Annotated in this window: 17 protein-coding genes; 4 read left to right on the top strand and 13 right to left on the bottom strand. The window is 51.2% G+C overall.

Translation table 11 applies throughout. The features are described 5' to 3' along the window. Nucleotides 1-139: 139 nt before the first annotated feature. Together EBA31_RS06560 and EBA31_RS06555 are read left to right on the top strand one after the other, a co-directional pair. On the top strand, nucleotides 140-2176 hold the full coding sequence (locus EBA31_RS06560) for a choline transporter (RefSeq protein WP_122077848.1): 2037 nt from the start codon (nucleotides 140-142) through the stop codon (nucleotides 2174-2176). Between the two features lie 344 nt (nucleotides 2177-2520). Then, nucleotides 2521-5565, top strand: a complete 3045-nt coding sequence (locus EBA31_RS06555) for a hypothetical protein (RefSeq protein ID WP_122077846.1) — start codon at nucleotides 2521-2523, stop codon at nucleotides 5563-5565. Between the two features lie 126 nt (nucleotides 5566-5691). On the opposite strand, the gene EBA31_RS06550 is transcribed toward EBA31_RS06555, so the two are convergent. From EBA31_RS06550 to EBA31_RS06535, 4 genes are all read right to left on the bottom strand, one after another. After that, a complete protein-coding gene (locus EBA31_RS06550; RefSeq protein WP_122077844.1) occupies nucleotides 5692-5940 on the bottom strand; it encodes a YdgH/BhsA/McbA-like domain containing protein in 249 nt (82 codons plus the stop codon). Between the two features lie 61 nt (nucleotides 5941-6001). Next, nucleotides 6002-6322, bottom strand: a complete 321-nt coding sequence (locus tag EBA31_RS06545; protein WP_046374101.1) for a pentapeptide MXKDX repeat protein — start codon at nucleotides 6320-6322, stop codon at nucleotides 6002-6004. 58 nt (nucleotides 6323-6380) lie between these two features. Beyond that, nucleotides 6381-7169, bottom strand: a complete 789-nt coding sequence (locus EBA31_RS06540; RefSeq protein WP_020825947.1) for a molybdopterin-dependent oxidoreductase — start codon at nucleotides 7167-7169, stop codon at nucleotides 6381-6383. Between the two features lie 10 nt (nucleotides 7170-7179). Continuing rightward, complete coding sequence (locus EBA31_RS06535) at nucleotides 7180-7791, bottom strand: cytochrome b/b6 domain-containing protein (RefSeq protein WP_020825946.1); 612 nt, start codon at nucleotides 7789-7791, stop codon at nucleotides 7180-7182. Between the two features lie 150 nt (nucleotides 7792-7941). Between EBA31_RS06535 and EBA31_RS06530 the strand changes: the two genes are divergently transcribed. Together EBA31_RS06530 and EBA31_RS06525 are read left to right on the top strand one after the other, a co-directional pair. Continuing rightward, on the top strand, nucleotides 7942-8655 hold the full coding sequence (locus EBA31_RS06530; RefSeq protein ID WP_020825945.1) for a response regulator transcription factor: 714 nt from the start codon (nucleotides 7942-7944) through the stop codon (nucleotides 8653-8655). Between the two features lie 3 nt (nucleotides 8656-8658). Then, nucleotides 8659-10125 (top strand): HAMP domain-containing sensor histidine kinase, encoded by a 1467-nt coding sequence (locus tag EBA31_RS06525; protein ID WP_020825944.1) that lies wholly within the window; start codon nucleotides 8659-8661, stop codon nucleotides 10123-10125. A 7-nt stretch (nucleotides 10126-10132) separates the two neighbouring features. Here the strand turns inward: EBA31_RS06525 and EBA31_RS06520 are convergent, their stop codons facing one another. From EBA31_RS06520 to EBA31_RS06480, 9 genes are all read right to left on the bottom strand, one after another. Then, nucleotides 10133-10840, bottom strand: coding sequence for a fimbria/pilus periplasmic chaperone (locus tag EBA31_RS06520; RefSeq protein WP_048761595.1), 708 nt, complete (start codon nucleotides 10838-10840; stop codon nucleotides 10133-10135). Continuing rightward, complete coding sequence (locus tag EBA31_RS06515) at nucleotides 10809-12443, bottom strand: hypothetical protein (protein ID WP_115059434.1); 1635 nt, start codon at nucleotides 12441-12443, stop codon at nucleotides 10809-10811. The genes EBA31_RS06520 and EBA31_RS06515 overlap by 32 nt, the downstream gene beginning before the upstream one ends. Beyond that, the gene (locus EBA31_RS06510) at nucleotides 12433-14958 is read right to left on the bottom strand and encodes a CS1-pili formation C-terminal domain-containing protein (protein WP_122080590.1); all 2526 of its coding nucleotides are present in this window, start codon (nucleotides 14956-14958) and stop codon (nucleotides 12433-12435) included. The genes EBA31_RS06515 and EBA31_RS06510 overlap by 11 nt, the downstream gene beginning before the upstream one ends. A 79-nt stretch (nucleotides 14959-15037) precedes the next feature. Continuing rightward, the gene (locus EBA31_RS06505) at nucleotides 15038-15706 is read right to left on the bottom strand and encodes a hypothetical protein (RefSeq protein WP_122077842.1); all 669 of its coding nucleotides are present in this window, start codon (nucleotides 15704-15706) and stop codon (nucleotides 15038-15040) included. 79 nt (nucleotides 15707-15785) lie between these two features. Next, nucleotides 15786-16373: a common pilus major fimbrillin subunit EcpA gene (locus tag EBA31_RS06500; RefSeq protein WP_020825939.1), complete on the bottom strand. Its 588-nt coding sequence runs from the start codon at nucleotides 16371-16373 to the stop codon at nucleotides 15786-15788. Between the two features lie 467 nt (nucleotides 16374-16840). After that, nucleotides 16841-17470 (bottom strand): LuxR C-terminal-related transcriptional regulator, encoded by a 630-nt coding sequence (locus EBA31_RS06495; RefSeq protein ID WP_122077840.1) that lies wholly within the window; start codon nucleotides 17468-17470, stop codon nucleotides 16841-16843. 205 nt (nucleotides 17471-17675) lie between these two features. Further along, nucleotides 17676-18515: a winged helix-turn-helix domain-containing protein gene (locus EBA31_RS06490; protein ID WP_122077838.1), complete on the bottom strand. Its 840-nt coding sequence runs from the start codon at nucleotides 18513-18515 to the stop codon at nucleotides 17676-17678. A 531-nt stretch (nucleotides 18516-19046) separates the two neighbouring features. Next, nucleotides 19047-20471 (bottom strand): heavy metal sensor histidine kinase, encoded by a 1425-nt coding sequence (locus tag EBA31_RS06485; protein WP_122077836.1) that lies wholly within the window; start codon nucleotides 20469-20471, stop codon nucleotides 19047-19049. After that, complete coding sequence (locus EBA31_RS06480; RefSeq protein ID WP_020825935.1) at nucleotides 20468-21139, bottom strand: heavy metal response regulator transcription factor; 672 nt, start codon at nucleotides 21137-21139, stop codon at nucleotides 20468-20470. The genes EBA31_RS06485 and EBA31_RS06480 overlap by 4 nt, the downstream gene beginning before the upstream one ends. Nucleotides 21140-21149 lie beyond the last annotated feature (10 nt).

The raw sequence follows: 21149 nt of genomic DNA, 5'->3' as shown, positions 1-21149 counted from the left end.
GCAAAGCGGCAATCTTTGGCAAGCAGAATAGCGATTGCCGCGGCTTTATATCCGCACTTTTCCGGACGGCGCCGATGCGTCCGTTCAGGCTGGTGTGTGGGCACGATTTTACTCAGTTGTTAAAAAACAGAGGAAGACGATGACAACACGCGAAACCTCCTCAAAACCACAAAAGGATGGCCTTAATCCGGTGGTTTTCTTTACCTCGGCGGGGCTGATTCTGGCCTTCTCGCTGATGACCATCTTTTTTACCGATTTCTCCGGGCGATGGATCACCCGCACCCTGAATTGGGTTTCAACCACCTTCGGCTGGTATTACCTGCTGGCCGCTACCCTGTACATCGTATTTGTGGTGTTTATCGCCGCGTCGCGCTTCGGTTCGATCAAGCTCGGGCCAGAGCAGTCGAAACCCGAATTCAGCCTGATGAGTTGGGCAGCGATGCTGTTCGCCGCCGGCATCGGCATCGATCTGATGTTCTTCTCGGTCGCCGAACCGGTGACGCAATATATGATGCCACCGGAAGGCCAGGGCCAGACGATGGAAGCCGCCCGCCAGGCCATGGTGTGGACACTGTTCCACTACGGGCTGACCGGCTGGTCGATGTATGCGCTGATGGGCATCGCCCTCGGCTACTTCAGCTACCGCTATAACCTGCCGTTGACCATCCGTTCGGCGCTCTACCCGATTTTCGGTAAACGCATCAACGGCCCGATCGGCCACAGCGTAGACATTGCGGCCGTGCTGGGCACTATCTTCGGCATCGCCACCACGCTGGGTATTGGCGTAGTGCAGTTGAACTACGGGCTGAAAGTTCTGTTCCACATTCCGGAAAACCTGACGGTTCAGGCCGCGCTGATCCTGCTTTCGGTGATCATGGCGACCATTTCGGTGACCTCAGGTGTTAACAAGGGCATCCGCATTCTGTCCGAACTCAACGTGCTGTTGGCGTTGGGGCTGATCATGTTCGTGCTGTTCTTCGGGGATACCGAATTCCTGCTCAATGCGCTGGTGCTCAACGTTGGCGACTACGTTAACCGCTTTATGGGAATGACCCTTAACAGCTTCGCCTTCGATCGTCCGGTAGAATGGATGAACAACTGGACCCTGTTCTTCTGGGCCTGGTGGGTTGCCTGGGCGCCGTTTGTCGGCCTGTTCCTGGCGCGTATTTCGCGTGGGCGCACCATCCGCCAATTTGTAGTCGGTACGCTGATTATTCCTTTCGTGTTCACCCTGCTGTGGCTGTCGATTTTCGGCAACAGCGCGCTGTATCAGATCATTCACGGTAACGCCGCTTTCGCGCAGGAAGTAATGCAGTATCCAGAACGCGGTTTCTACAGCCTGCTGGCTCAGTATCCGGGCTTCACCTTCAGCGCCTCGGTGGCAACCATCACTGGCCTGCTGTTCTACGTCACGTCGGCGGATTCAGGTTCACTGGTTTTGGGTAACTTCACCTCGCGTCTGAGCGACATCAACAACGATGCGCCCAACTGGCTACGTATTTTTTGGTCAATAACCATTGGCCTGCTGACCATCGGCATGCTGATGACAGACGGCGTGCCCGCGTTGCAAAAAACCACGGTGATCATGGGCCTGCCGTTCAGCTTTGTGATCTTCTTCGTGATGGCCGGATTGTATAAGTCATTGCGGGTAGAGGATTACCGCAAAGCCAGCGCGTTGAACACCAGTGCGCCAATGCCGGTGTCCAGCAATGACGTGCTCAACTGGAAACAGCGCCTGTCGCGCGTAATGAATTATCCTGGCACGCAGTACACGCAGAAAATGCTGGATACTCGTTGCCGACCGGCAATGCAAGAAGTGGCGCGTGAGCTGGAACTGCGCGGTGCCAAAGTGGAATTCAGTGAGGTACCGCCGACCGAAGATGAACGTTTGAGCCATCTGGAGCTGCTGGTGCATCTGGGCGAAAAACAGAACTTCATCTACCAGATCTGGCCACAGCGTTATTCGGTGCCGGGCTTTACCTATCGCGCCCGCTCCGGCAAGTCGCACTACTACCGGTTGGAAACCTTCCTGATGGAAGGCACCCAGGGCAATGACCTGATGGATTACAGCAAAGAGCAGGTGATCGGCGATATTCTCGATCAGTATGAGAAACACCTGAACTTTGTGCATATCCACCGTGAGGCGCCGGGCAATACCCTGACCTTCCCGGGTTAAAACACAATAGCTCCCACTATTTTAATAACAGTGGGAGCTAACAAGAAAAACCCAGTTCGAAATCCTATAATTCCCCCAAGAGATCCTTCTCGATTTCATCAAATAATTCAATAACATGAAATTCATCATGCGATCCCTCTCCCAAGAGTTCGTATTAGCACATTTATCATTCCCAAGATGAGCATAAGGAAAATCTCATTTACACAAAAAAAGGCTTCCTGTACCGACTTACAAGGCAGACTGTGAAATAACCACCTATAATATGACATTCACAATAACTGGTATGTAGTTAGTTAAAAGAATAATTACCAAAATGATAATCATTAATAATTCGGAGTATAATCATGGCTCAAATACAATATGAAAAACAAATAGCAAGTATTTATTATACTTTAATACAAAAAAGTCCTACGGAGAAAACACTCAAAAAACTTAGTGATAGCTTAGAAAAAAATGGACCTATCGTTCTTGAAAAACTAATATCTGATCTCATGAAAACTCCTGAGGCAAAAGCTTTATATGGAAATTATCATAACAATTTCCAAGTTATGTATGCCTTTTTTGAATCTGTCCATGGACGAAAAATGGGAGAAATAGAGTTTAAACTCTGGTCCAATGATTCAAGTCTTGACCTTAACCATAATCTTTTCCGTATCGTCAATGAACTTGTTACTAATACGGCCCCCTGGCCTCAATTAAATGACAACTGGTCTATCACTGATGATTATGAGTACAACTATCCTGAACAGCGTATAACTGATAGAGAGCATTTCCTAGACAACGGTAATCTTATATTGTACCCAGGAGCATCCAATATATCCCCTTCAGGAGAGGCTTCCTTTAATATTCAGGGCATATTCCATGTATTAGGTGCAGGTATAACCCGTGACGTAACAGAATTTTGGGCACCACTTATTAACAATGGCGAAAAAACACTGCTACAAGCCACTGAGGAATTTATAAACAGTCGACAGTATTTAAGCAAGGTCACTGAAAAATCATTCATTAATAGAGTATTCGAGAACAGCTTTGAACGTTTAGCGAATGATACTGAATTAAGTTTTTACCTTAACTTATTATCCACAGGCTCTTCTCGTGCAGAAATTACAATAATAATAATGAATGCATTAAGAGAAAGTTCAAATGAACAGGACCTCATAGCCCAAGCACATTTAGCTTCAGCTTCATATGTTTACAAACCTGGAGAACTCCCTAAGTTAGAATATCAAGAATATATTGCCGTATTGTATCTTGCTGGTGCAGGGAGAAATTTAAACTCTGAGGGATTGTTTGGATGGACTCAAAAACTAGCCTCTGGGAAAAGTTATGAACAAATGGTAGAAATTCTAATAAACACATCGGAATTTAACCGCACATCAACTCACCTAGATATTGAATCTTATACAAAAAAGATATATAACTTCGTTTATGGACATGACGCAAGTAACGCTACTATAGAATATCTAGTCTCCCTTAGAGAGAAAAACAAAATAATATCAACCATTACAAAAGACCTATTAGAGCTAAAAGTAACATCAGAAGATGAGTTTAATGACAAATTTCAGTTCGCACATAGAATAGCCGAAAGTTTAAATTATAAAAAACAAGCAACTTTAACAAACAAAGAAATAGGTTCTCCAGAAAGTACCGTTAACTCTGGTTTATCACATAATATCAGCCTGGCAGAGTCAGCTCAGCTTGAAAATGTCACGCTAAATTTAACAACAAATAACGCAGTAGACCTTTCCTTAGCTGCAAACATTAAAGAGCTGATTATTAATGGCAATCAAGAAGCAAAGATAAAACTGGCCGAATATAAGAATACTAACTTCTCCACAATAAATATAGAAGGCCATATCCTTGAATTAGAAACCGGGAATACAAATACTTTAATTATATTAAATGAACTATATGAAATCTTGAAATCACCCACTCACTTTTACTTTGGTTCCGGTAATGACTTCCTTGGCTGGAAAGGAAACAATACAAACGACTTAGGGAATAAAATAAACGCCTCATTTACAGCTGATGGCGGAGATGGGTTCAATATGCTTTCCGCAAACTTCATCAACTTATGGTCTGAAGTCACTATAGTAAAAGGTCTAAATGGTACTCCTGACACACAAACGGTAAAGTACACAAGCAATCTAAACCAATTCAAAAATTTCGGATTGATTGATTTATATAAATATAATGGACAAGTATCCACATTAACCTACACAAAACAAATTGATGGTACAGTAGTCAGATCCTCGTCAATAGCAAGTAACACCTTTGACTATGCATTTATCGACGACAAAATTGGCAATATTCATAATATTGGAAAAAAAGGTTTCTCGTTTGTCAACGTCACTAACCAACAACAATCAACTACACCTGATAAAATTTCAGTTATAAATGTCAGTAAAGAGGCAGCCAATATTTACGTTGGAAACCATAGCAATAATCCTATTACGGGCGATGGAGGAGATTACATATTCAAATTCAAGAGTGATGTCAGTGAGCTTAATTTCTTCACCAACCAGAGTAATGGTGAGGACAGGCTGAATAAACCAGCTGGTTTGGCTGGCCCTAAAGAATTTGTCAGAGCGGGTGAATTTTCATTGTTAGGTGATAATTTAAAAACCGTAAATATAAATACAAACGGTCAATCTAACGATAACAACGTTATATCATTAGACCTCACATCGTCAATTGTGAACAAGATAGTTATTAGTGGTGAACATAAACTAGGATTAGTAACAACAGTAATTAATTACGGAGGTAGTACAAACTTGCTCGTCGATGCTACAAACTCATCAGGAGTCGACATTTCAATAGGCTCTGGCATCAACCCTGTAATGGGCAAAAAAATCACTGTATTAGGTGGCTGGGAAAGTAACAAGTTCTCACTATCCGAATCAGCACGAAACGATAATTATAGCGAAGCAAAATTTATAGGCGGTGACGGAGATGATTATTTCGATATAAATAATATAGTGACTGCAATTGGTGGTAAAGGCGTCGATTTTTACAACATAATGTCATACTCAAAAAACACAAGTACCATTTTTGATTTCAATGCAGCTGAGGACATCATAGGTTTAAAGAACGATAATATTTATATATCCGGGAAGAAGTCTGGTGAAAAGATACCCTTCACAGATAAAGTAAGTGGAGGAAACAAACTGGATGACTACGGATATATAGAATACTTGTCCAACCCATCATTACCTTTGATATTTAATGGTAAGGTTGGAGTGGTATCAACGTTGGATAGTCTACTAAACAAAGACACATATATCGTTGCCGATCTTAACAACAACAAGATATTTGATAGCAATGATGCATTGATAAAAATAAATGGTCAACCTGATACTGCCGAATTGGCAGGACAACTATACTACTGATTAAATATCTTTAAACATCGTGCATAGCCCTTTGCTGAGAGAGTGATCTGATAAAAATTAAAGGGGCTCAGCCTGGCTGCGCCCCTTCTCATCTTCTTTGCTCTTTATATCCCGCCATCTTCTTCCCTATTTATACAGATTCGCAGTGCCGTAGACATGATTGTTGACGGTGACAGAGGTAATATGATAATCACTGGCTCCCTGTTGCTTGGCATCTGCGGCGATCGCTTGCTCAAAGTCATTTAACGTTGACGCCAGACTGGAAACCATGCCGATTTTCTGCAGTTGTTGAGCGTTTTCCGCCGTTACTGGCACCGCAGCCAAAGCGGTTCCGCTGAGGCAGGTCAAGACTACTGCCAGGATAAGATTTTTCATGATAAATACCTCACGTTGCTGAAAAGACCGGCGGTCCAAACCGCCGGATTTGGCAGGGGTGCTACTGCCCCATAGCGTCTTTTTGCATAGCGTCTTTGCTCATACTGTCTTTCTTCATGCCGTCATGCTTCATGGCATCTTTACCCATGCTGTCTTTCTTCATGCCATCATGTTTCATGGCATCTTTGCCCATGCCGTCTTTCTTCATGCAATCCTTGCCCATACACTCTTTTTTCATGCCGTCTTTGGCCATACCGTCGTGCGACATCTGGCTCATGCCGTCTTTTTTCATCGCGTCTTTGCCCATGCTGTCGGCGGCATTGGCACCGAGGGAACCTAACATCAACGCGCTACACATCATTACTGCGAATAACTTTTTCATGGTATTTCCTTTTCTCATTTAAAAAGCACCTGTGTGCCGGGGATAGTTGGGGCCGTCGTTAGCTGCCGCCAAACCAGTTGTAACCTTGATCTTCCCAGTAGCCGCCGGGAAAGCGGTTGGTGATCTCTATGACCTGAATATGTTTCGGGTTCTTGTAGCCGAGTTTGGTCGGCATGCGCAGCTTCATCGGATAGCCGTATTTACGTGGCAGGATCTGGCCATCGTAAGTCAGCGCCATAATGGTTTGCGGATGCAGCGCCGTGGCCATGTCGATGCTGGTGTAGTAGTCGTCGGCGCATTTGAAGCTGACATAGTTGGCGCTCAGGTCCGCGCCGATCGCCTGCAGAAATTGCGCAAAGGGTACGCCCCCCCACTTACCGATGGCGCTCCAACCTTCAACGCAGATATGGCGCGTCACCTGGCTGATTTGCGTCATGCTGTGCAATTGCGGCAAGGTCCACGGCTGCTTATTCAGCACTAACCCACTGACCTCCAACCGATAATCCTCGCCATTGATATCCGGCGCTTCTTCCTCGGCGTAAAACGCGTTGAACGGGAACGGACGAGTAATCTGCGACTCGGCATACACCGGTGCCAAATGGTCGGCGTTAAACAGCCACCCCTGCACCCGATCGTTAAAGCGCGAGATACGGCTCAACGCCTGTTCCACATGGGTGTTGTCGCTAAGGTCACAGCCGGTGAGCATCGCAATGCCACCCAGCGTCAACCCGTTACGCAGAAAACGGCGGCGTGAAGAGGAGGTCAATTGGCGCGCCAACAACTGCTGTGCTTCCCTGACAATCTCCCGGCCTTCACTCAGGCTGATAAGGGGTTTATCTGTTTTCATCGGGTTCTCCTTAACGTCCACGCAGCATGGCCAACAGCGTGCGTGGTACCAGCGCCACCATGACCAGGTGCACTACTACAAACCCCACCAGCGCCGACATGGCGTAAAAGTGGATATAACGTGCCGCTTCATAGCCGCCGAGCAATTCGCGCAGCAGCGGAAATTGCACCGACTTCCACAACACCAGGCCAGATATCACCATCACTACGCCTGCCACCATCACAAACAGATAAGCAGCTCGCTGTACCATGTTGTAATGACGCAAATCGCTATGACCGAGTTTGCCCCGTAGCGCCGCCAGCAGATCGCTCAACAAGGCTTTTGGGCTGAGCGGCCAAAATTTGCGTTTCAAACGGCCGCTGAACAGATTGATCAGCAGATAACACAACCCGTTGATCCCAAACAGCCACATGCCGGCGAAGTGCCATTGGAGCGCCCCACCCAACCAACCGCCTAGCGTCAGCTCATTGATAAAACTGAAGTTGAACAGCGGGGAAGCGTTGTAGATGCGCCACCCGCTGGTGACCATGATCAGCATCGCCAACGCATTCAACCAATGCGTCAGGCGCAGCCACAGCGGGTGGATCAGTGCGGGTTTCTCCGGCGTAATGGACATGGCCATGACGTCTCTCCTGACGGTGGCGGTTTCGATGGGCTGAGTATCCGTCCGATTTGTTCCCCAAGACCTCACGCAAAGTTAAATAAAATGTGATAACTCAGGCTCCGGTGGTTGTGTAGACTTCACTAAGGCCTGGCAATCAGCGGTGAGAGAATGGAAAAGCCAAAGAAAATTTTAATCGTCGAGGATGACGGCAATATCGCGGAGCTGCTGCAGTTACATCTGCGCGACGAGGGTTATGACATCAGCCATGCCGCCGATGGCAATCTGGGGATGGCGATGCTGGAACAGGGCGGCTGGGACGCATTGATCCTCGATTTGATGCTACCGGGGATCGATGGGCTGGAGATCTGCCGCCGCGCGCGCAACATGACGCGCTACACGCCGATCATCATCACCAGCGCGCGATCCAGCGAGGTACATCGCGTGCTGGGGTTGGAACTCGGTGCCGACGACTACCTCGCCAAACCCTTTTCGATGCTGGAACTGGTGGCCAGGGTTAAGGCACTGTTTCGCCGTCAGGAAGCCATGAGCCGCAACCTGAAAATGGACGCCGGCACCTTGAGCTTTGACGGCTTGACCATCGATCCGATTGCGCGTGAAGTACTGTTGAATCATCAAGCCATCGACCTGACGCCGCGTGAATTCGACCTGCTGTATTTTTTTGCCAAACACCCCGGCAAGGTCTTTTCCCGCTTGAGCCTGCTCAACCAGGTGTGGGGATATCAGCACGAAGGCTATGAGCACACCGTGAATACCCACATCAACCGGCTGCGCATCAAGATTGAAAGCAACCCGGCGGAACCCGAGCGCATCCTCACCGTGTGGGGTATGGGCTACAAATTCGCGGCAGCGCCGCAAGAGTGAATCATGAAAAACCTTACGTTAACGCAACGTCTGACCCTGATCTTCGCACTGCTGATGGTGGTCAGCTGCGCCATATCCGGCTGGATGCAGGTGCGCAGCAGTACCCAGTACAGCCAGGCGGTGATCCAGCGGTTGTCCGGTAATCTGGCGCAGCACATTGCCGACAGTAACCCGCTGTTGGGGCAAAACGGGCTGAACGCCCCCTCGGTTCACAGCCTGTTCGATCAGCTGATGGCGGTAAACCCCAGCGTTGAGGTCTACCTGCTCGACAAACAGGGCAATATCATTGGCAACGCCGCGCCGGCCGGCCACCTGAAACGCCAGAAAGTGGATCTGCTGCCGCTGCAGGCCTTGTTCGATGGCGCCAGCATGCCGGTTTACGGCGATGACCCGCGCAACCCGAATGCCAGAAAAGTGTTCAGCGCCGCACCGCTGAAGGTCAATGGTCAGGTTGAAGGCTATTTGTACGTGGTGCTGCTGGGCGAAGACTACGACGCGCTGGCCAGCAACGCGCTGTTTAGCTCTGCGGTTTCCATGGCGCTGTGGTCATCGGGCCTGATGGTGCTGTTCAGCCTGTTGGCCGGCGGATTCGCGTTCTATTGGGTCACCCGGCCAATCCGTCGTCTTACGCGTCAGGTCAGCGAGCTGGACAGCGGCGGCATCGCTGCGGTACAGGCCTATGCCGCGCTGCCTGTCGACGCCGCCGGACGCGACGAGGTCAGCCGACTGCAGCAAGCCTTCAACAGCATGGCGCAACGCATCGCCTTACAGTGGCAGTCGCTTTCACAGCAGGACCAACAGCGCCGCGAGTTTATCGCCAATATCTCGCACGACCTGCGTACCCCGCTGACTTCGCTGCACGGCTACCTGGAAACGCTGTCGGTAAAATCCGCCAGCCTGAGTGAAAACGATCGCCAACGCTATCTGGAGATCGCGCTGGCGCAGAGCCGCAAGGTCGGTCGGCTGGCGCAGGAGCTGTTCGAGCTGGCACGGCTGGAGTATGGCGTGGTGAAACCGCAGAAAGAGCCGTTCTCGCTCAGTGAGCTGGTGCAGGATGTGTTCCAGAAATTCGAGCTGGCAGCCGAGGCTCGCCAGCAACGGCTGCTGGCTGATATCGCCCCGGGCATTCCATTGGTGTTCGCCGATGTCAGCATGATTGAACGCGTGTTGACCAACCTGCTGGACAACGCTATTCGCCACACGCCACAGGGGGGCGAGATTGAAGTGCGTCTCTGGCAGCAGGCAGGCAAGGTGCTGGTTCAACTTAACGACAGTGGCCCCGGTATCCCACAGGAGCTGCGCGCCGATCTGTTCGTTCGCCCTTCTATTCTGAGCAGCGCGCGTCGCCACGCCAGCGGGCTGGGATTGATGATCGTGCGGCGCATTTTGTTGCTGCACGACAGCGATATCCAACTGATCGAACAACCGCAACGCGGTGCCTGCTTCCGCTTCTCAATCCCGCTGCGTTAGCGCGTTATTATTCGTTGAGGCAGCTTTTATCGATGCTGATAAATTTGTCGTTATAGATAATAAATTTCTGCCCTTTCTGGCGAATACCGGCATGAGTCAAAGTATCGCCAGGACGCAGGTATTCGGTTACCCCTTCTTCGTCGGTACTGTCGCAACCGGGCTTGATCAACAGCTTGAAGTAGGTGTTGCCAGTATTGGTGACGGTGCCGCGCTGTGAATCGAGCCGATAGGCAAAATTGGTCTGACGCGGCCGCACCACCAAAATGGTGTCCATTACCACGATTGGCTCCAGCGTCACGCCAGTCGCCTTTTGCCCTGCGGGATCGAATAAACGGGTCGGAATTTCTCGGAACGATACCCGGTAATAGCGTTCGCGGTTATCCTGCGGCCCGCGGTAAAAGAACTTGTAATATTCGCTCTGTCCCGCCTGCAGCTGGAGTTGACGAGGGGCAAACAGCAGTTCGCCATCGGCCGGTTTGCTCCGCGTTTCGCTATCACCCGGTCGATCAATGGCCCGCAGCGTCACCTGATAAATACGCGCGCTGCGGTTATTGTTCAGCACCCGCTTGGCGGTGAAGGATTGGTCCTGATCCATCGCGAACGTCAGGGTGCCAACGTTAATCGCGCTGGCATAAAATGGCAGGCACAACAGCCCGAGCAGCAAGCTTCTCACAGCCTTTCCCCTAGTTAATGTTGCGCCAGGTGGCTTCAACATGGATCTCCCCGGCGGCGCTAACGTCGCCGTACCAACCATTGCCTTCAATCGTCCTCAGTGAAATCGGGTTATTCATCGGGATACTGAATTTCACCCGTGTTTTGTTTAACACCCCTACCTCGCCGGAAATGTCATTCCACGGCGTACTGCTCCATAACGCATTCGTCATGTCATGCCACTGCCCGTCGCAGCCGGCGTCATAATCCTGCTGCCCGTTGGTGCTGGTAGTGATGCTCAGCGTCGCCGGGAACGGTACTTTGGTGCTGTTATCCGCCGAGGAAAAAATGCAGTAGCTTCTGCCGCTGAGGGCCTGTGTCGGGCCGGTGGCCATGACTCTCACCTCATCGGCAGCGGTTTTACCACTGGTGGTAACAATATAAGTAAACTCCAGTGGTGGCTCACCCGGTCCAACGTAACCTTCACGATGGGGGGTATTGTCATAGTCGTCAGAAATAATGCTAATGCTGAAATCGCGCGGTTTAATAATCAGCTGGTTTGAGGTGGAAAACTCATACCAGCCGGACTCCGGCGACGTGGTGTTCTGGAAGCGGAAGTTAATCAGGTCGCGAGTGCCACTGTCGGAGATCCCCAGCTTCACCATCTGCTTAAAGAAGTTGCTGGCGAAAAAGACGTAGATGGCATTGCTGCTTTTCAGCTCGTTAAAGGTGTAATAGCTGCCGGTACCGGAAGTGTTTTTCCAGGTGTTGCCGTTCAGACTGAACTGCAGGTCGGCGGCGTTAACCGCCGAGGACAGCGCCGCATGGTTAATGGCCGGGAACACGTGAATCGAGGTATTGCTGACGCTGCCATCGGTCTGCAGATCGTAGCTGACCATTTTGCACATGATGCCGGCGCGCGCACCGATAGTCTGGTTTTTACAGTCGGCATTCCCCTCACCGATGATCGGCACGCCGTCGCTGTTAACAAACACTTCCGATACCGCGTTGGTGTTGATAAAGCGCAGATGCGCGGCCTTGCTGTGGGTCACGGTGCGTTTGTACCAATTACCGCTGGCCTGGTTCTGGCACCGTCCCCCAGCGCCGGCATCATAAGTGGCCGAGGTCTGGCAGCTATTAATCTGCATGCTGAATGCATCGCCGGGGGCCATCTGCTGTAAATATTGGTAGAAACTCGGCGACATCATGCCGTGCATCCATTTTGCGCCGCCCGGCGTCACCACCGCACCATAAAACCCTTTTTCATCGGTGCTTTGCGGCAGGATCAGGCTGGTGTCCATATTACAGCCCGCATACCAGTTAATGCAGCGCAGGCCGAGGAACGGATTTTTTATCGGGGCATTTTCCAGCCACATGTCAAAGCGGTTGTTCGCCGACAGGCCGGTGTTATAACCATTGTCCACATAGCCCAGGCTCTGCTGATAAATGGTGCCGGAGCCGCCGTATTTCAGGCCGGTCCATTTATTCGCACCGGTCATGCGCGGATCCAGCACCCCGGACGGCGTAACGAAAAAGTTGTCGTCGGCGTTGTTTTCAACGAACACGAACTTCACGGTCGCGGCGTTTGGCCAGTTGGTAACGGTAACCGCTGCACGCAACGGCAGGGCCACCCACAGCATAAGCAGCAGCGCAATTTTAGCCTTCATTGATCGTTTCTCCTGCCTGCATATTGTTGCCGGCATAGGTTTTCAGCCCGGTACAGACCACGTCACCGACCCACACGGCGCCCTGAGCCTTGCTCAGATCCAGATCCACTTCGCAGCTCTGGTTACCGCTATGCGTAAAGTCGATAACCGGGAATTTCTTATCGACGTCCATAATGAATTCGCCTTTGTCATCGGTGCGGGTGCGCCCGATATGGTTTTTGATATAGGCGTTGGCCAGCAGCGTGCCGTCTTCAGCCTTGATGCGACCGAACACCGTCACCATCTGTTTGATTTCTGGCGTGATCACCGCCACGTTACCCGGATACAGCGTCAGCTTGCTCTTGCGTTTGGTGACGATATCGAAGCTTTCCGCCGAGTTTTTATTGTTCATCAACTCCACTTCGTACTGACCGTACGGCGACAACGGCACATAGTTTTTATTGCCGGTCAGCTTGACCGTCCGTCCGTCGACCCGGGCGGTCAGCATGCCGTCGTTTTCAATACCGGTATTAAAGATGATGCCCGCATTGCCTTCGCTTCGGCCGCTGGCCGCAATATCACGCCCCTGCCAACCCACGCTGCCGCTGGCGGACAGGCTTGAGTTGACGTAACCGTCGGCGGAGCTGCTGACGTTGACCGTACCGGCGGAATATTTGGTATCAAAGCGCGCGTATGCACCGCCGTTCAGGCTGTTATCGCCGTTGGTGTCCCCGGATATCGCCCGCGACAGGTTGGCGCCGAGGGTGCGGATCGGCCCGTTTTGAATATCCTTGCGCGCCGCCAGGTTAGCCGTGGTATAGCCGTTTTGATTGGAAACTCCAGCGCTGAGCCAATTGCCCATCGGCAAAGAGAAGTCCAGCGCAATATATTTACCGGTATTTGCGCTGTAGCCACCGTTGTTATAGCGCTGTATGCCGGCGCGTACGCCCAGCGTGCCAAAACGGCCAGTAAACACATTTTGATAATAATCGGCGTTGTAGTAATGACTGTTGTTCTTCTTATCGTCGTTGTAGCTGAGACTCAGGCTACCCAACGGCGACCATAGCGCACCAAAATTCATCGTGCCGCCGATGGCACGGTTATATGCATCGTTTTGCAGCAGTTTGTCGCCAATCGAGGTTTTTTCCTGATTGATCCACAAACTGCTGAAACCGCCAGGCAGTGCTGCGCTGACGCTGTTAACCAGGCTCCATGAGCTGTCGGAGGCCGCCATGTTCTGCAGGTTGAACTGAATCGACTCGGTGAGCGGTACGCTGATGCGGCTTTCACCGACCGCGTTGCTGTCAAACGAATAGCCGGACAGCGCCCAGTTGAGCCTGTTTACGTTGCCGGTAGCAGAGGCACCCAGCAGATAAGAATCTTTCGCCGGTCGCTGACGTTGGTTATCGCCGCGCCAGTCGTCCATACGGATCATTCCGCCCCAAAACTGCCAGGCCAGCGGCGCATTGGCACCACGATTGGGGTTGAACAGTTTGTTCACCCGCTGCATGCGCTTATCTACCACCTTGCCGTTGACCACCACTTCGACTTCGACGTCATAAATGCCGTAAGGCAAGTTACCGGTATCCACTTCATGGTTACCCATGGCAAAATTTTGTACGCTGAGCAGCCGCCCTTCACGCGACAAGTGCACTTCCCCCGCCGATGGGAAAAATGCCACGATCGGCGTCAGCGACTGGCTGTTATCAAAAACGGTAGAGTTGGCACGGTTACCGTAGGACAGGCCGTAGATCTTGCTGGAGTTGATGGTGGTGACCGGCCCCAGCGACTGCAGGTTCCAGCTGTCGAGCATGCCGGCGGCAAAGCGGCGGCCGGCAAAGTCGCGCTCGTACATCGCCTTATACAGCGTAGCGTTTTCGTCGCCGCTGCCGATGCCGTAAATCGAACCGTTCACTTCCACGTGGTGCTCGCGCAGAGCGGTAACGCTGTTGAGTGACAGGTAACTGGAAGTGTTGCCCTCGCTGGCACGGGTGCGGTTATCGTAAATACCAAGGTTATAGTCCAGCGTGCTGCTGACGGCATTGACGCTCGACGCGCCAATGTCGCTGGAGCGCGCGCGGAGCAGGGTTCCCATCGCGGACGCTTTCACCACCAGCTGTAAATTGAGCTGACGGAAATCCAGCGCCAGCCAGGCGTCGGGCGTCAGCGCAATACGCTGCTGCCGATCAAATGCGGCCTCCTGCAGCGCCTGCAGCTGTTTGATGGTTTCCGCAGTCAGCGGTGTCCCCTCGTCACCCTCTTCCAGGGTAATTTGGCGAATTTTTAGTTGGTCGTTTTCGAGGTACAAAAAGGCATGGCCAATACGGCGGTCGTCTTTTACACCGCTGTTTTTTTCAAAGTGCAACAGCAGGGGGATGCTCATGCCTTCGCGCAACGCCAGGCTGAAGGTCTGGGGGATCAAAACGCCATCAATCTGGGTCAGTCCGGCAGCCATCGTCGTCTGACCCGGCAACAGCACGGCAGGAAGCACAAGCGCGCCGGCGGCAAGCAGGGTTTTCAACAACACATCATCCAGCGCACCTTTCACATCCACTCCTTGAATTCTTGTTATGAGTTCCATTCCGTATAGGCTTTGCCGTGGGTTACGCAGTCCGTTATTTCACCGGGATAAACTGGTCGCCATGCCACAGCGCAACGCGACCCTTCTTGTCGCGGACGTCCACCTTGCTGAAAGCTCGAGCCTTGCCCGGCATGACGAAATAGTTTTCCTTGCAGTCATTCCCCTCTTTCTTGTCGCGGCAATTACCGTAGGCCACCACCTTAAAGGTGGCGTTACCGGTGTTTTTGATCTGGCCGTCGGCAAACTGATAGTCGAATTGGTCCTGCCGTGGCGCCACCACCAAAATGGTGCCGATACGTGCCGATGTGGTGGCAACCGCGTTGCGTTTAGCCGAGTTTTTCCCCACATCGCTCAACGCCTGATCGAACCAGACAATGCGGTAATACCGTTCCTGGTTGTCGCTGGGGCCTTTGTAATAGAAACGGACCACGTCGCTGGCATTGGCCGGTAATATCAGGCTGGCCGGCGACAGCAACATTTCATCTTTACTGCCCATCGGGAGCACCGTGCCGGACTCCAGCGGGCTGGAAATTCGCTCGATCTTGATATTCACCAGACGACCGCTGTCGGTGGTGTTCTTGATTTCTTTACTCAGACGCGCGCTATCGCTGTGCATGAACGAGCTGATCTCACCGACGTCGAGCGCGAAAACAGGTTGAGACAGCGATAGCAACAGGCAGGCGGCGAGAGAGAGTCGTTTCATAACGGTATTCCAGTGACGTTCTTCAGCGGGGTGGAATAAGCAGGGGATTGCCCCCTGCTCTAAACCAGTAACTCGGGGATTACGCAGTCCAGGTGGCGTTGAATTCCACGCTCACATCACCGCTCCAGATACCTTCCGGCAGGGTGCTGAAATCGGTGACCGCAGTGGTACCGTCAGAGGTGGCGCCAATAATGGTGAAAGTGAACTGATCTTGTGCGCTGGTGCGGACAGCCTGATTGTAAGCGTTGGATAACGCGCTCAGGTTGCCACCCAAAATGCCGGCAGAGGTGTCGATCATGGTGGTTTCCGCCGTTTTCTCTACCGCTGCGCCGTTGTAGTTCACGCCGACATTCAGGGTTGAGCCAGAGGTATCCAGCTGAGTCAGGGTGTTTGAAACCAGTTTAGAAGTCAGTTTGAAGGCAGTTGCAGTGGCATCCCCTTCTACGGTCACGTCAAACAGACCTTTCTGGCTGTTGAAACCCTTGATGCCTTCCGCATAGTTGAAAGACAGGCTGCCGATTGGGGTAACAACCAGTTTGCTGGTGGTGTCTTTCTTCGCGGTAGCAGACCAGGTAGCCAGCGCCTGAGCGGTAACGTCGGCGGCTTGAGCAGTGCTGACCGCAGCGAAGGCGGAAATGATTGCCAGAGCCAGTGTAATTTTCTTCATGGTAAAACTCCCTTCAACTTTAAATATGATTGTGCGTCCATTAGCCTGACGTGCCTTAATCAGTCACTTGCATGAGTGCTTTTAGCCAGTCTGCTTGACGGAGAAAAGAGTAACCGCATCAAATCAAAAAAGAACCATTAACTACCAATGGTCAAATATTTAGATTTTTATTCTTACTTTAATGTTTATTTTGCTTCCGGTAAGTTAAAAGGGCCATGTAATGATGCTGCAGGGAACAAAACACCTATTGTTTTCATCCCCTCTAAAACCACGTTAACGGTATATAAAACGCACTATTGCGTCAGCGCATAAATAAGGGCGACAGGTTTATTTTTGTAGGATGTTTAATTTGATGCAGATCAATTCATCTGGGTGACTGGCAGGAAATAAAGGGGGGATAAGCGCTTGGAACGAGAAAGTATTAAACCGCCGGCGCGGCGTGTGCCATTACAACCGACGGCGAATTTTTAGGCCGGGTGTTGAGTCCTGAAGGCCAAAATCAGGCGCATAAACCCTGCTTGATTAAGCCTCAGCTTACGCATGATATTCAGCTTATGGCTACTGACCGTTTTACAACTGCGATGGGTAATACTGGCGATATGTCGCGGATTGGCGCCGGCGATCATCATCGCCAATATTTGCCATTCGCTACGGGACAAGGGTTCTACCGCGGATATCAACGCTTCCTGAATCGCCGGACTACGGTAACTTACCCCCGTGCCGACAGCGTCAATGGCCTGATACAAGCAAACCAATGGATCGTCTTTTGCCACCAGGGATAAATGCGTTTGAGCAGCCAGAATGGTCAATATGCTGGCATTGGTCACTTCAGTAAATATGATCAGTGGCGTCTTGGGCCAAATATCCTTTATCGTCAGGATGAAATGTAATACATCATACAAACTCTCACTTTCATTATACAGCTCCATTATGAGGATTTGTTTCTCATTCTCCTTTAACCCTGCCTCCACTGCCCTGATGCTGTGCACAAATTGGTAGTGTATGGGTTCGGTTCCAATAAGTGCCCGTAATCCTTTTCTCACCCAGGGGTTGGGTTCGAAAAAGAGAATGTCCTCCCTGAAAGAGATATTTTTCATAATCTATTACCATAATTAGGTATCACAAAAGCGGTTGGCGCGGAAATGCAAGGCAGCGCCGGCGAGCAAAATATAAGGCCTGCATCGAATAAATGCTGCATTATTAACCAGGCGGTGCAAATTAAGTATTTAATATCAAGACAATAAAGATTGGTGGCATATTCCTTTCCCCCGGGGTGGCGTTCATCCTGACACCGATTGATGATTAATTAAGAATTGCGGCGTTGTCGCTTTCGAGTCCAGAGCAAATCTCTACCCGATGTTCGCGTAAAATGCGACAGCGCAGAAAAAACAGTCGGGAAATGCCCGAAATGTAAGAACGTACCTGATTGCTGCGTACTACCAACAGGAATTCGTCACCGCTGCACTCTGCCGTTTGCGGGCCCGCATAGGCCAGAATGTCGCGACTTAGAGCAGCACTGACGGCAGTTGAGGCGCCCGGCATCAACATAAACACCTTACAACTGCTGACTTTGCCAAGATAGATTTCTTGCCGGGAAACCGAACCGGTGAGATAGGTGGTAATGCCAACCGCCAGCATAATTACCCCCAATGCCACTACGCTGACTATCGCCCACCAGCGCCGGGAATACCCGGTATAAACCGCTTCGGCTGCGGCTGAAGAGCCTGACGAAGGCGCTATTTCCGCTTGAACCGGCGCCGGTGGAGGGGAATTTATATCTCCATTTACGAAACGATCTTCCGGCCCTTCGCAAGACTCCACCCTAATTTCATATCGCAGCATAAAACCGACCTTGGGGACGGTGACAATCACCTCGTCCTCAATGCCCAGATTTTTAATAACCCGACGTAATTTACTCACACATTGGTTAAGATTATTGTTGCCTGACACCATGCCATAATCATCCCAAACCTTCTTGAATATTACCTCCCGCCCCACTGGCTCGCCATGATGCGTAATCAATAGCAGCAGTAACCGCTTCGACGGATTGGAAATAGAGATGGGATCGTCAGGAAACTCTGTCAGGCTCATGGTTCCCGTATCCACGTCAAAAATGATGTGGTCATTAATTCTATATTTCATTTTTCACAGGTTTCACTCTAGGATTATTTATAGCCGGCGTTAAATGTTAATAGAATATTAAGCAATATTTAATCAGGTTAATTAGCCAACCTTAGCCACTGACCCTTCTGAAAATCAATTAACGCCACAAAGTAAATATTTCTCACCTTATCATTTTTGATATAAGAATTTTCTCATATGCCATAACCAAAGATTATACAAACATCCACATCATTGATATATTTATATGTAAAAGATCTTAAAGTTAGTTTTTTGTTTTGTAAATTACCGCCTTTAAGCTGAAAATTCTCGTCATTCCTTTAATGCAAGCAATTTTAATAACAACGTAACGATGAGTGAATTTTGCCAAAAGGGGTCGCCGCCAAAAAACCGGGCCTAGGCCGCAACATTGCCCTAATTCTGGTCAGAATTAATCTTTTGATCCGGAGGTGATTGGGTTAGCCCAGCGGTAAATGAAAGTAAATAGTTTCGACCAGGCCGGATAAACGGATTTGGCCGCCCCAGCCAATCAAATCCGGCGTGGGAAATAGGCTATTCTTGCGCGGGGAATATCAGGCTGAAGGTGATGCGAGCAGTATTTTCTTCGACAACACAATGGGCGTGCGCTGTGCCGCCATGCAGTGTCATTATCGCACGGACGATCGCCAGCCCCAGTCCGCTGGCATGGCTGCCGGAACTGCGGGCGGCATCGGCACGATAGAAGCGGTCGAACAATTTGTTCAGATGCGCCGGGGAGAACGGCGGGCCCTGATTGATAACCAGTATCGCCAGCCCACCATCGGCCTGACTGACAGCCTGCAGCTGTACCTGACTGTTTTCATCGGCATAGCGTACCGCGTTGGAGACCAGGTTACTCAATGCGCGCTGAAACAGCATAGCATCCGCCATCCATTGCCCTTCTCCCTGGCAGACCAACGTAATGCCGCGTTCTTCCGCCAAACCTTCGAAGTAGTCAGCCACCCGTTGCAGCTCTTGCGCCACATCAAGCCGCTGAGGGTTCAACACCGCTTGCCCTTCGCCGGCGCGCGCCAGAAATAGAATATTTTCCACCATACGGGAAATACGCTCCAGCTCCTCCATGTTGTTCGACAACAAGGTTTCATACTCTTCCACACTGCGCGCCTGATACAGCGCTACCTGACAGTGCCCCATCAGTGCCCCTACCGGCGTGCGGATTTCATGGGCCAAATCGGCGGAGAATTGCGTCAGGCGCAGATAACCTTCATTCAGGCGATCCAACATGGCGTTGAACGAACGGGTCAGTTGCTGCAATTCCTTCGGTACCCCGTGCTCGCTCAGGCGAGTCGACAGCGTGTTCGGGGTGATCACCGCCGCCTGCGCCGCCATTCGCCACAGTGGCTGCAGTCCGCGGCGCATCACCCAGTATCCCAGCAATGCAATCAGAATAAATGCCACCGCGACGGCGGCGACGATCCGCCAGAGATAACGCGCCAGCATCTTCTGCTCATTGACCATCACATGGGCAGCCGAAATTTGCAGCAGGTTACCGTCCTCCAGCCTGACCAGTGCCGATGCAGCTCGCAATGGCACTCCTTGAGCGGTCACTCCGCCTTGAACCGCGCTCAAGCGCTGCGGCGTGCCGACCGGCGTCGGGATCACCGGTGGCAGGATCAACCTCGCCGGATTCACGTTGATTAACGGTTTTTTCCCCGGCTGCTGAAAAATCAGCACGTCCTGTTCGTTACCCAGCATATTTTCGAACAGGCCGGTATTCGCCGTCAGACGCTCCAACGGAAAACGCTGACTCAGCAAATTGCGGTAATACTCCACCCGGCCGATAACCTGCAAATCGCTACGGGTAGTCATCTCCTGACGCATTGCACCGTACAGGTAGCCGCCCGCGCCGCTAACCACCAGAGCCGCCACCAGCGCAAACAACATGGCGCTGCGCAACGTCAATGACAAGACGCGCCAACGCTGGATCACGGCCTTCATGAACGCGGTTCGCAAACGTAGCCGATACCACGCACGCTGTGGATCAGCTTGACCTCGAACGGCCGGTCAATCTTGGCACGCAGCCGCTTGATGGCGACATCCACCACGTTGGTATCGCTGTCAAAGTTCATGTCCCAAACCTGGGAGGCGATCATGGTGCGTGACAATACCTCCCCCTCACGTCGTACCAGAAGATGCAACAACATAAATTCTTTATTGGTCAGCGCGATCACCTGCTCCTGCCGCACCGCTTTACGGCGCAGCACGTCGAGCTGCAGGTCGGCTATCACATAGTGATCGGCTTCACGCACCGTGCCACGCCGCAGCAAAGTGCGCAGACGCAACACCAGTTCCGTAAAGGAGAAGGGCTTAATCAGGTAATCATCGGCACCCAGTTCGAGGCCATGAATGCGATCCTGCACCCCATCTCGTGCGGTCAGAAATAGAATGGGCACATCACTTTTCTTGCGCAGTACCTCGATAATCTGCCAGCCGTCCAGCCCCGGCAACATTACGTCCAGCACGATAGCGTCATAGCCGTGTTCCAGTGCCCGAAACAGGCCGTCGGTGCCGTTACGTGCCAAATCGACGCTGTACCCCGCCTCTCCCAGCCCCTTTTTCAGGTAATCACCCGTGCTGATGTCGTCTTCAACCACCAGTATTCGCATTATCGCCACC

The organism is Serratia sp. P2ACOL2, from assembly GCF_003691565.1.
Taxonomy (GTDB): Bacteria; Pseudomonadota; Gammaproteobacteria; order Enterobacterales; family Enterobacteriaceae; genus Serratia; species Serratia liquefaciens.
The sequence above is the reverse complement of the archived record's forward strand: the minus strand, read 5'-3'. Positions and strand labels throughout refer to the sequence as shown.

Excerpts from the sequence above, each read along its gene's own strand:
- EBA31_RS06560 (WP_122077848.1), top strand. The coding sequence starts at position 140 with ATGACAACACGCGAAACCTCCTCAAAACCACAAAAGGATGGCCTTAAT.
- EBA31_RS06555 (WP_122077846.1), top strand. The coding sequence starts at position 2,521 with ATGGCTCAAATACAATATGAAAAACAAATAGCAAGTATTTATTATACT.
- EBA31_RS06550 (WP_122077844.1), bottom strand. The coding sequence starts at position 5,940 with ATGAAAAATCTTATCCTGGCAGTAGTCTTGACCTGCCTCAGCGGAACC.
- EBA31_RS06545 (WP_046374101.1), bottom strand. The coding sequence starts at position 6,322 with ATGAAAAAGTTATTCGCAGTAATGATGTGTAGCGCGTTGATGTTAGGT.
- EBA31_RS06540 (WP_020825947.1), bottom strand. The coding sequence starts at position 7,169 with ATGAAAACAGATAAACCCCTTATCAGCCTGAGTGAAGGCCGGGAGATT.
- EBA31_RS06535 (WP_020825946.1), bottom strand. The coding sequence starts at position 7,791 with ATGGCCATGTCCATTACGCCGGAGAAACCCGCACTGATCCACCCGCTG.
- EBA31_RS06530 (WP_020825945.1), top strand. The coding sequence starts at position 7,942 with ATGGAAAAGCCAAAGAAAATTTTAATCGTCGAGGATGACGGCAATATC.
- EBA31_RS06525 (WP_020825944.1), top strand. The coding sequence starts at position 8,659 with ATGAAAAACCTTACGTTAACGCAACGTCTGACCCTGATCTTCGCACTG.
- EBA31_RS06520 (WP_048761595.1), bottom strand. The coding sequence starts at position 10,840 with ATGTTGAAGCCACCTGGCGCAACATTAACTAGGGGAAAGGCTGTGAGA.
- EBA31_RS06515 (WP_115059434.1), bottom strand. The coding sequence starts at position 12,443 with ATGAAGGCTAAAATTGCGCTGCTGCTTATGCTGTGGGTGGCCCTGCCG.
- EBA31_RS06505 (WP_122077842.1), bottom strand. The coding sequence starts at position 15,706 with ATGAAACGACTCTCTCTCGCCGCCTGCCTGTTGCTATCGCTGTCTCAA.
- EBA31_RS06500 (WP_020825939.1), bottom strand. The coding sequence starts at position 16,373 with ATGAAGAAAATTACACTGGCTCTGGCAATCATTTCCGCCTTCGCTGCG.
- EBA31_RS06495 (WP_122077840.1), bottom strand. The coding sequence starts at position 17,470 with ATGAAAAATATCTCTTTCAGGGAGGACATTCTCTTTTTCGAACCCAAC.
- EBA31_RS06490 (WP_122077838.1), bottom strand. The coding sequence starts at position 18,515 with ATGAAATATAGAATTAATGACCACATCATTTTTGACGTGGATACGGGA.
- EBA31_RS06485 (WP_122077836.1), bottom strand. The coding sequence starts at position 20,471 with ATGAAGGCCGTGATCCAGCGTTGGCGCGTCTTGTCATTGACGTTGCGC.
- EBA31_RS06480 (WP_020825935.1), bottom strand. The coding sequence starts at position 21,139 with ATGCGAATACTGGTGGTTGAAGACGACATCAGCACGGGTGATTACCTG.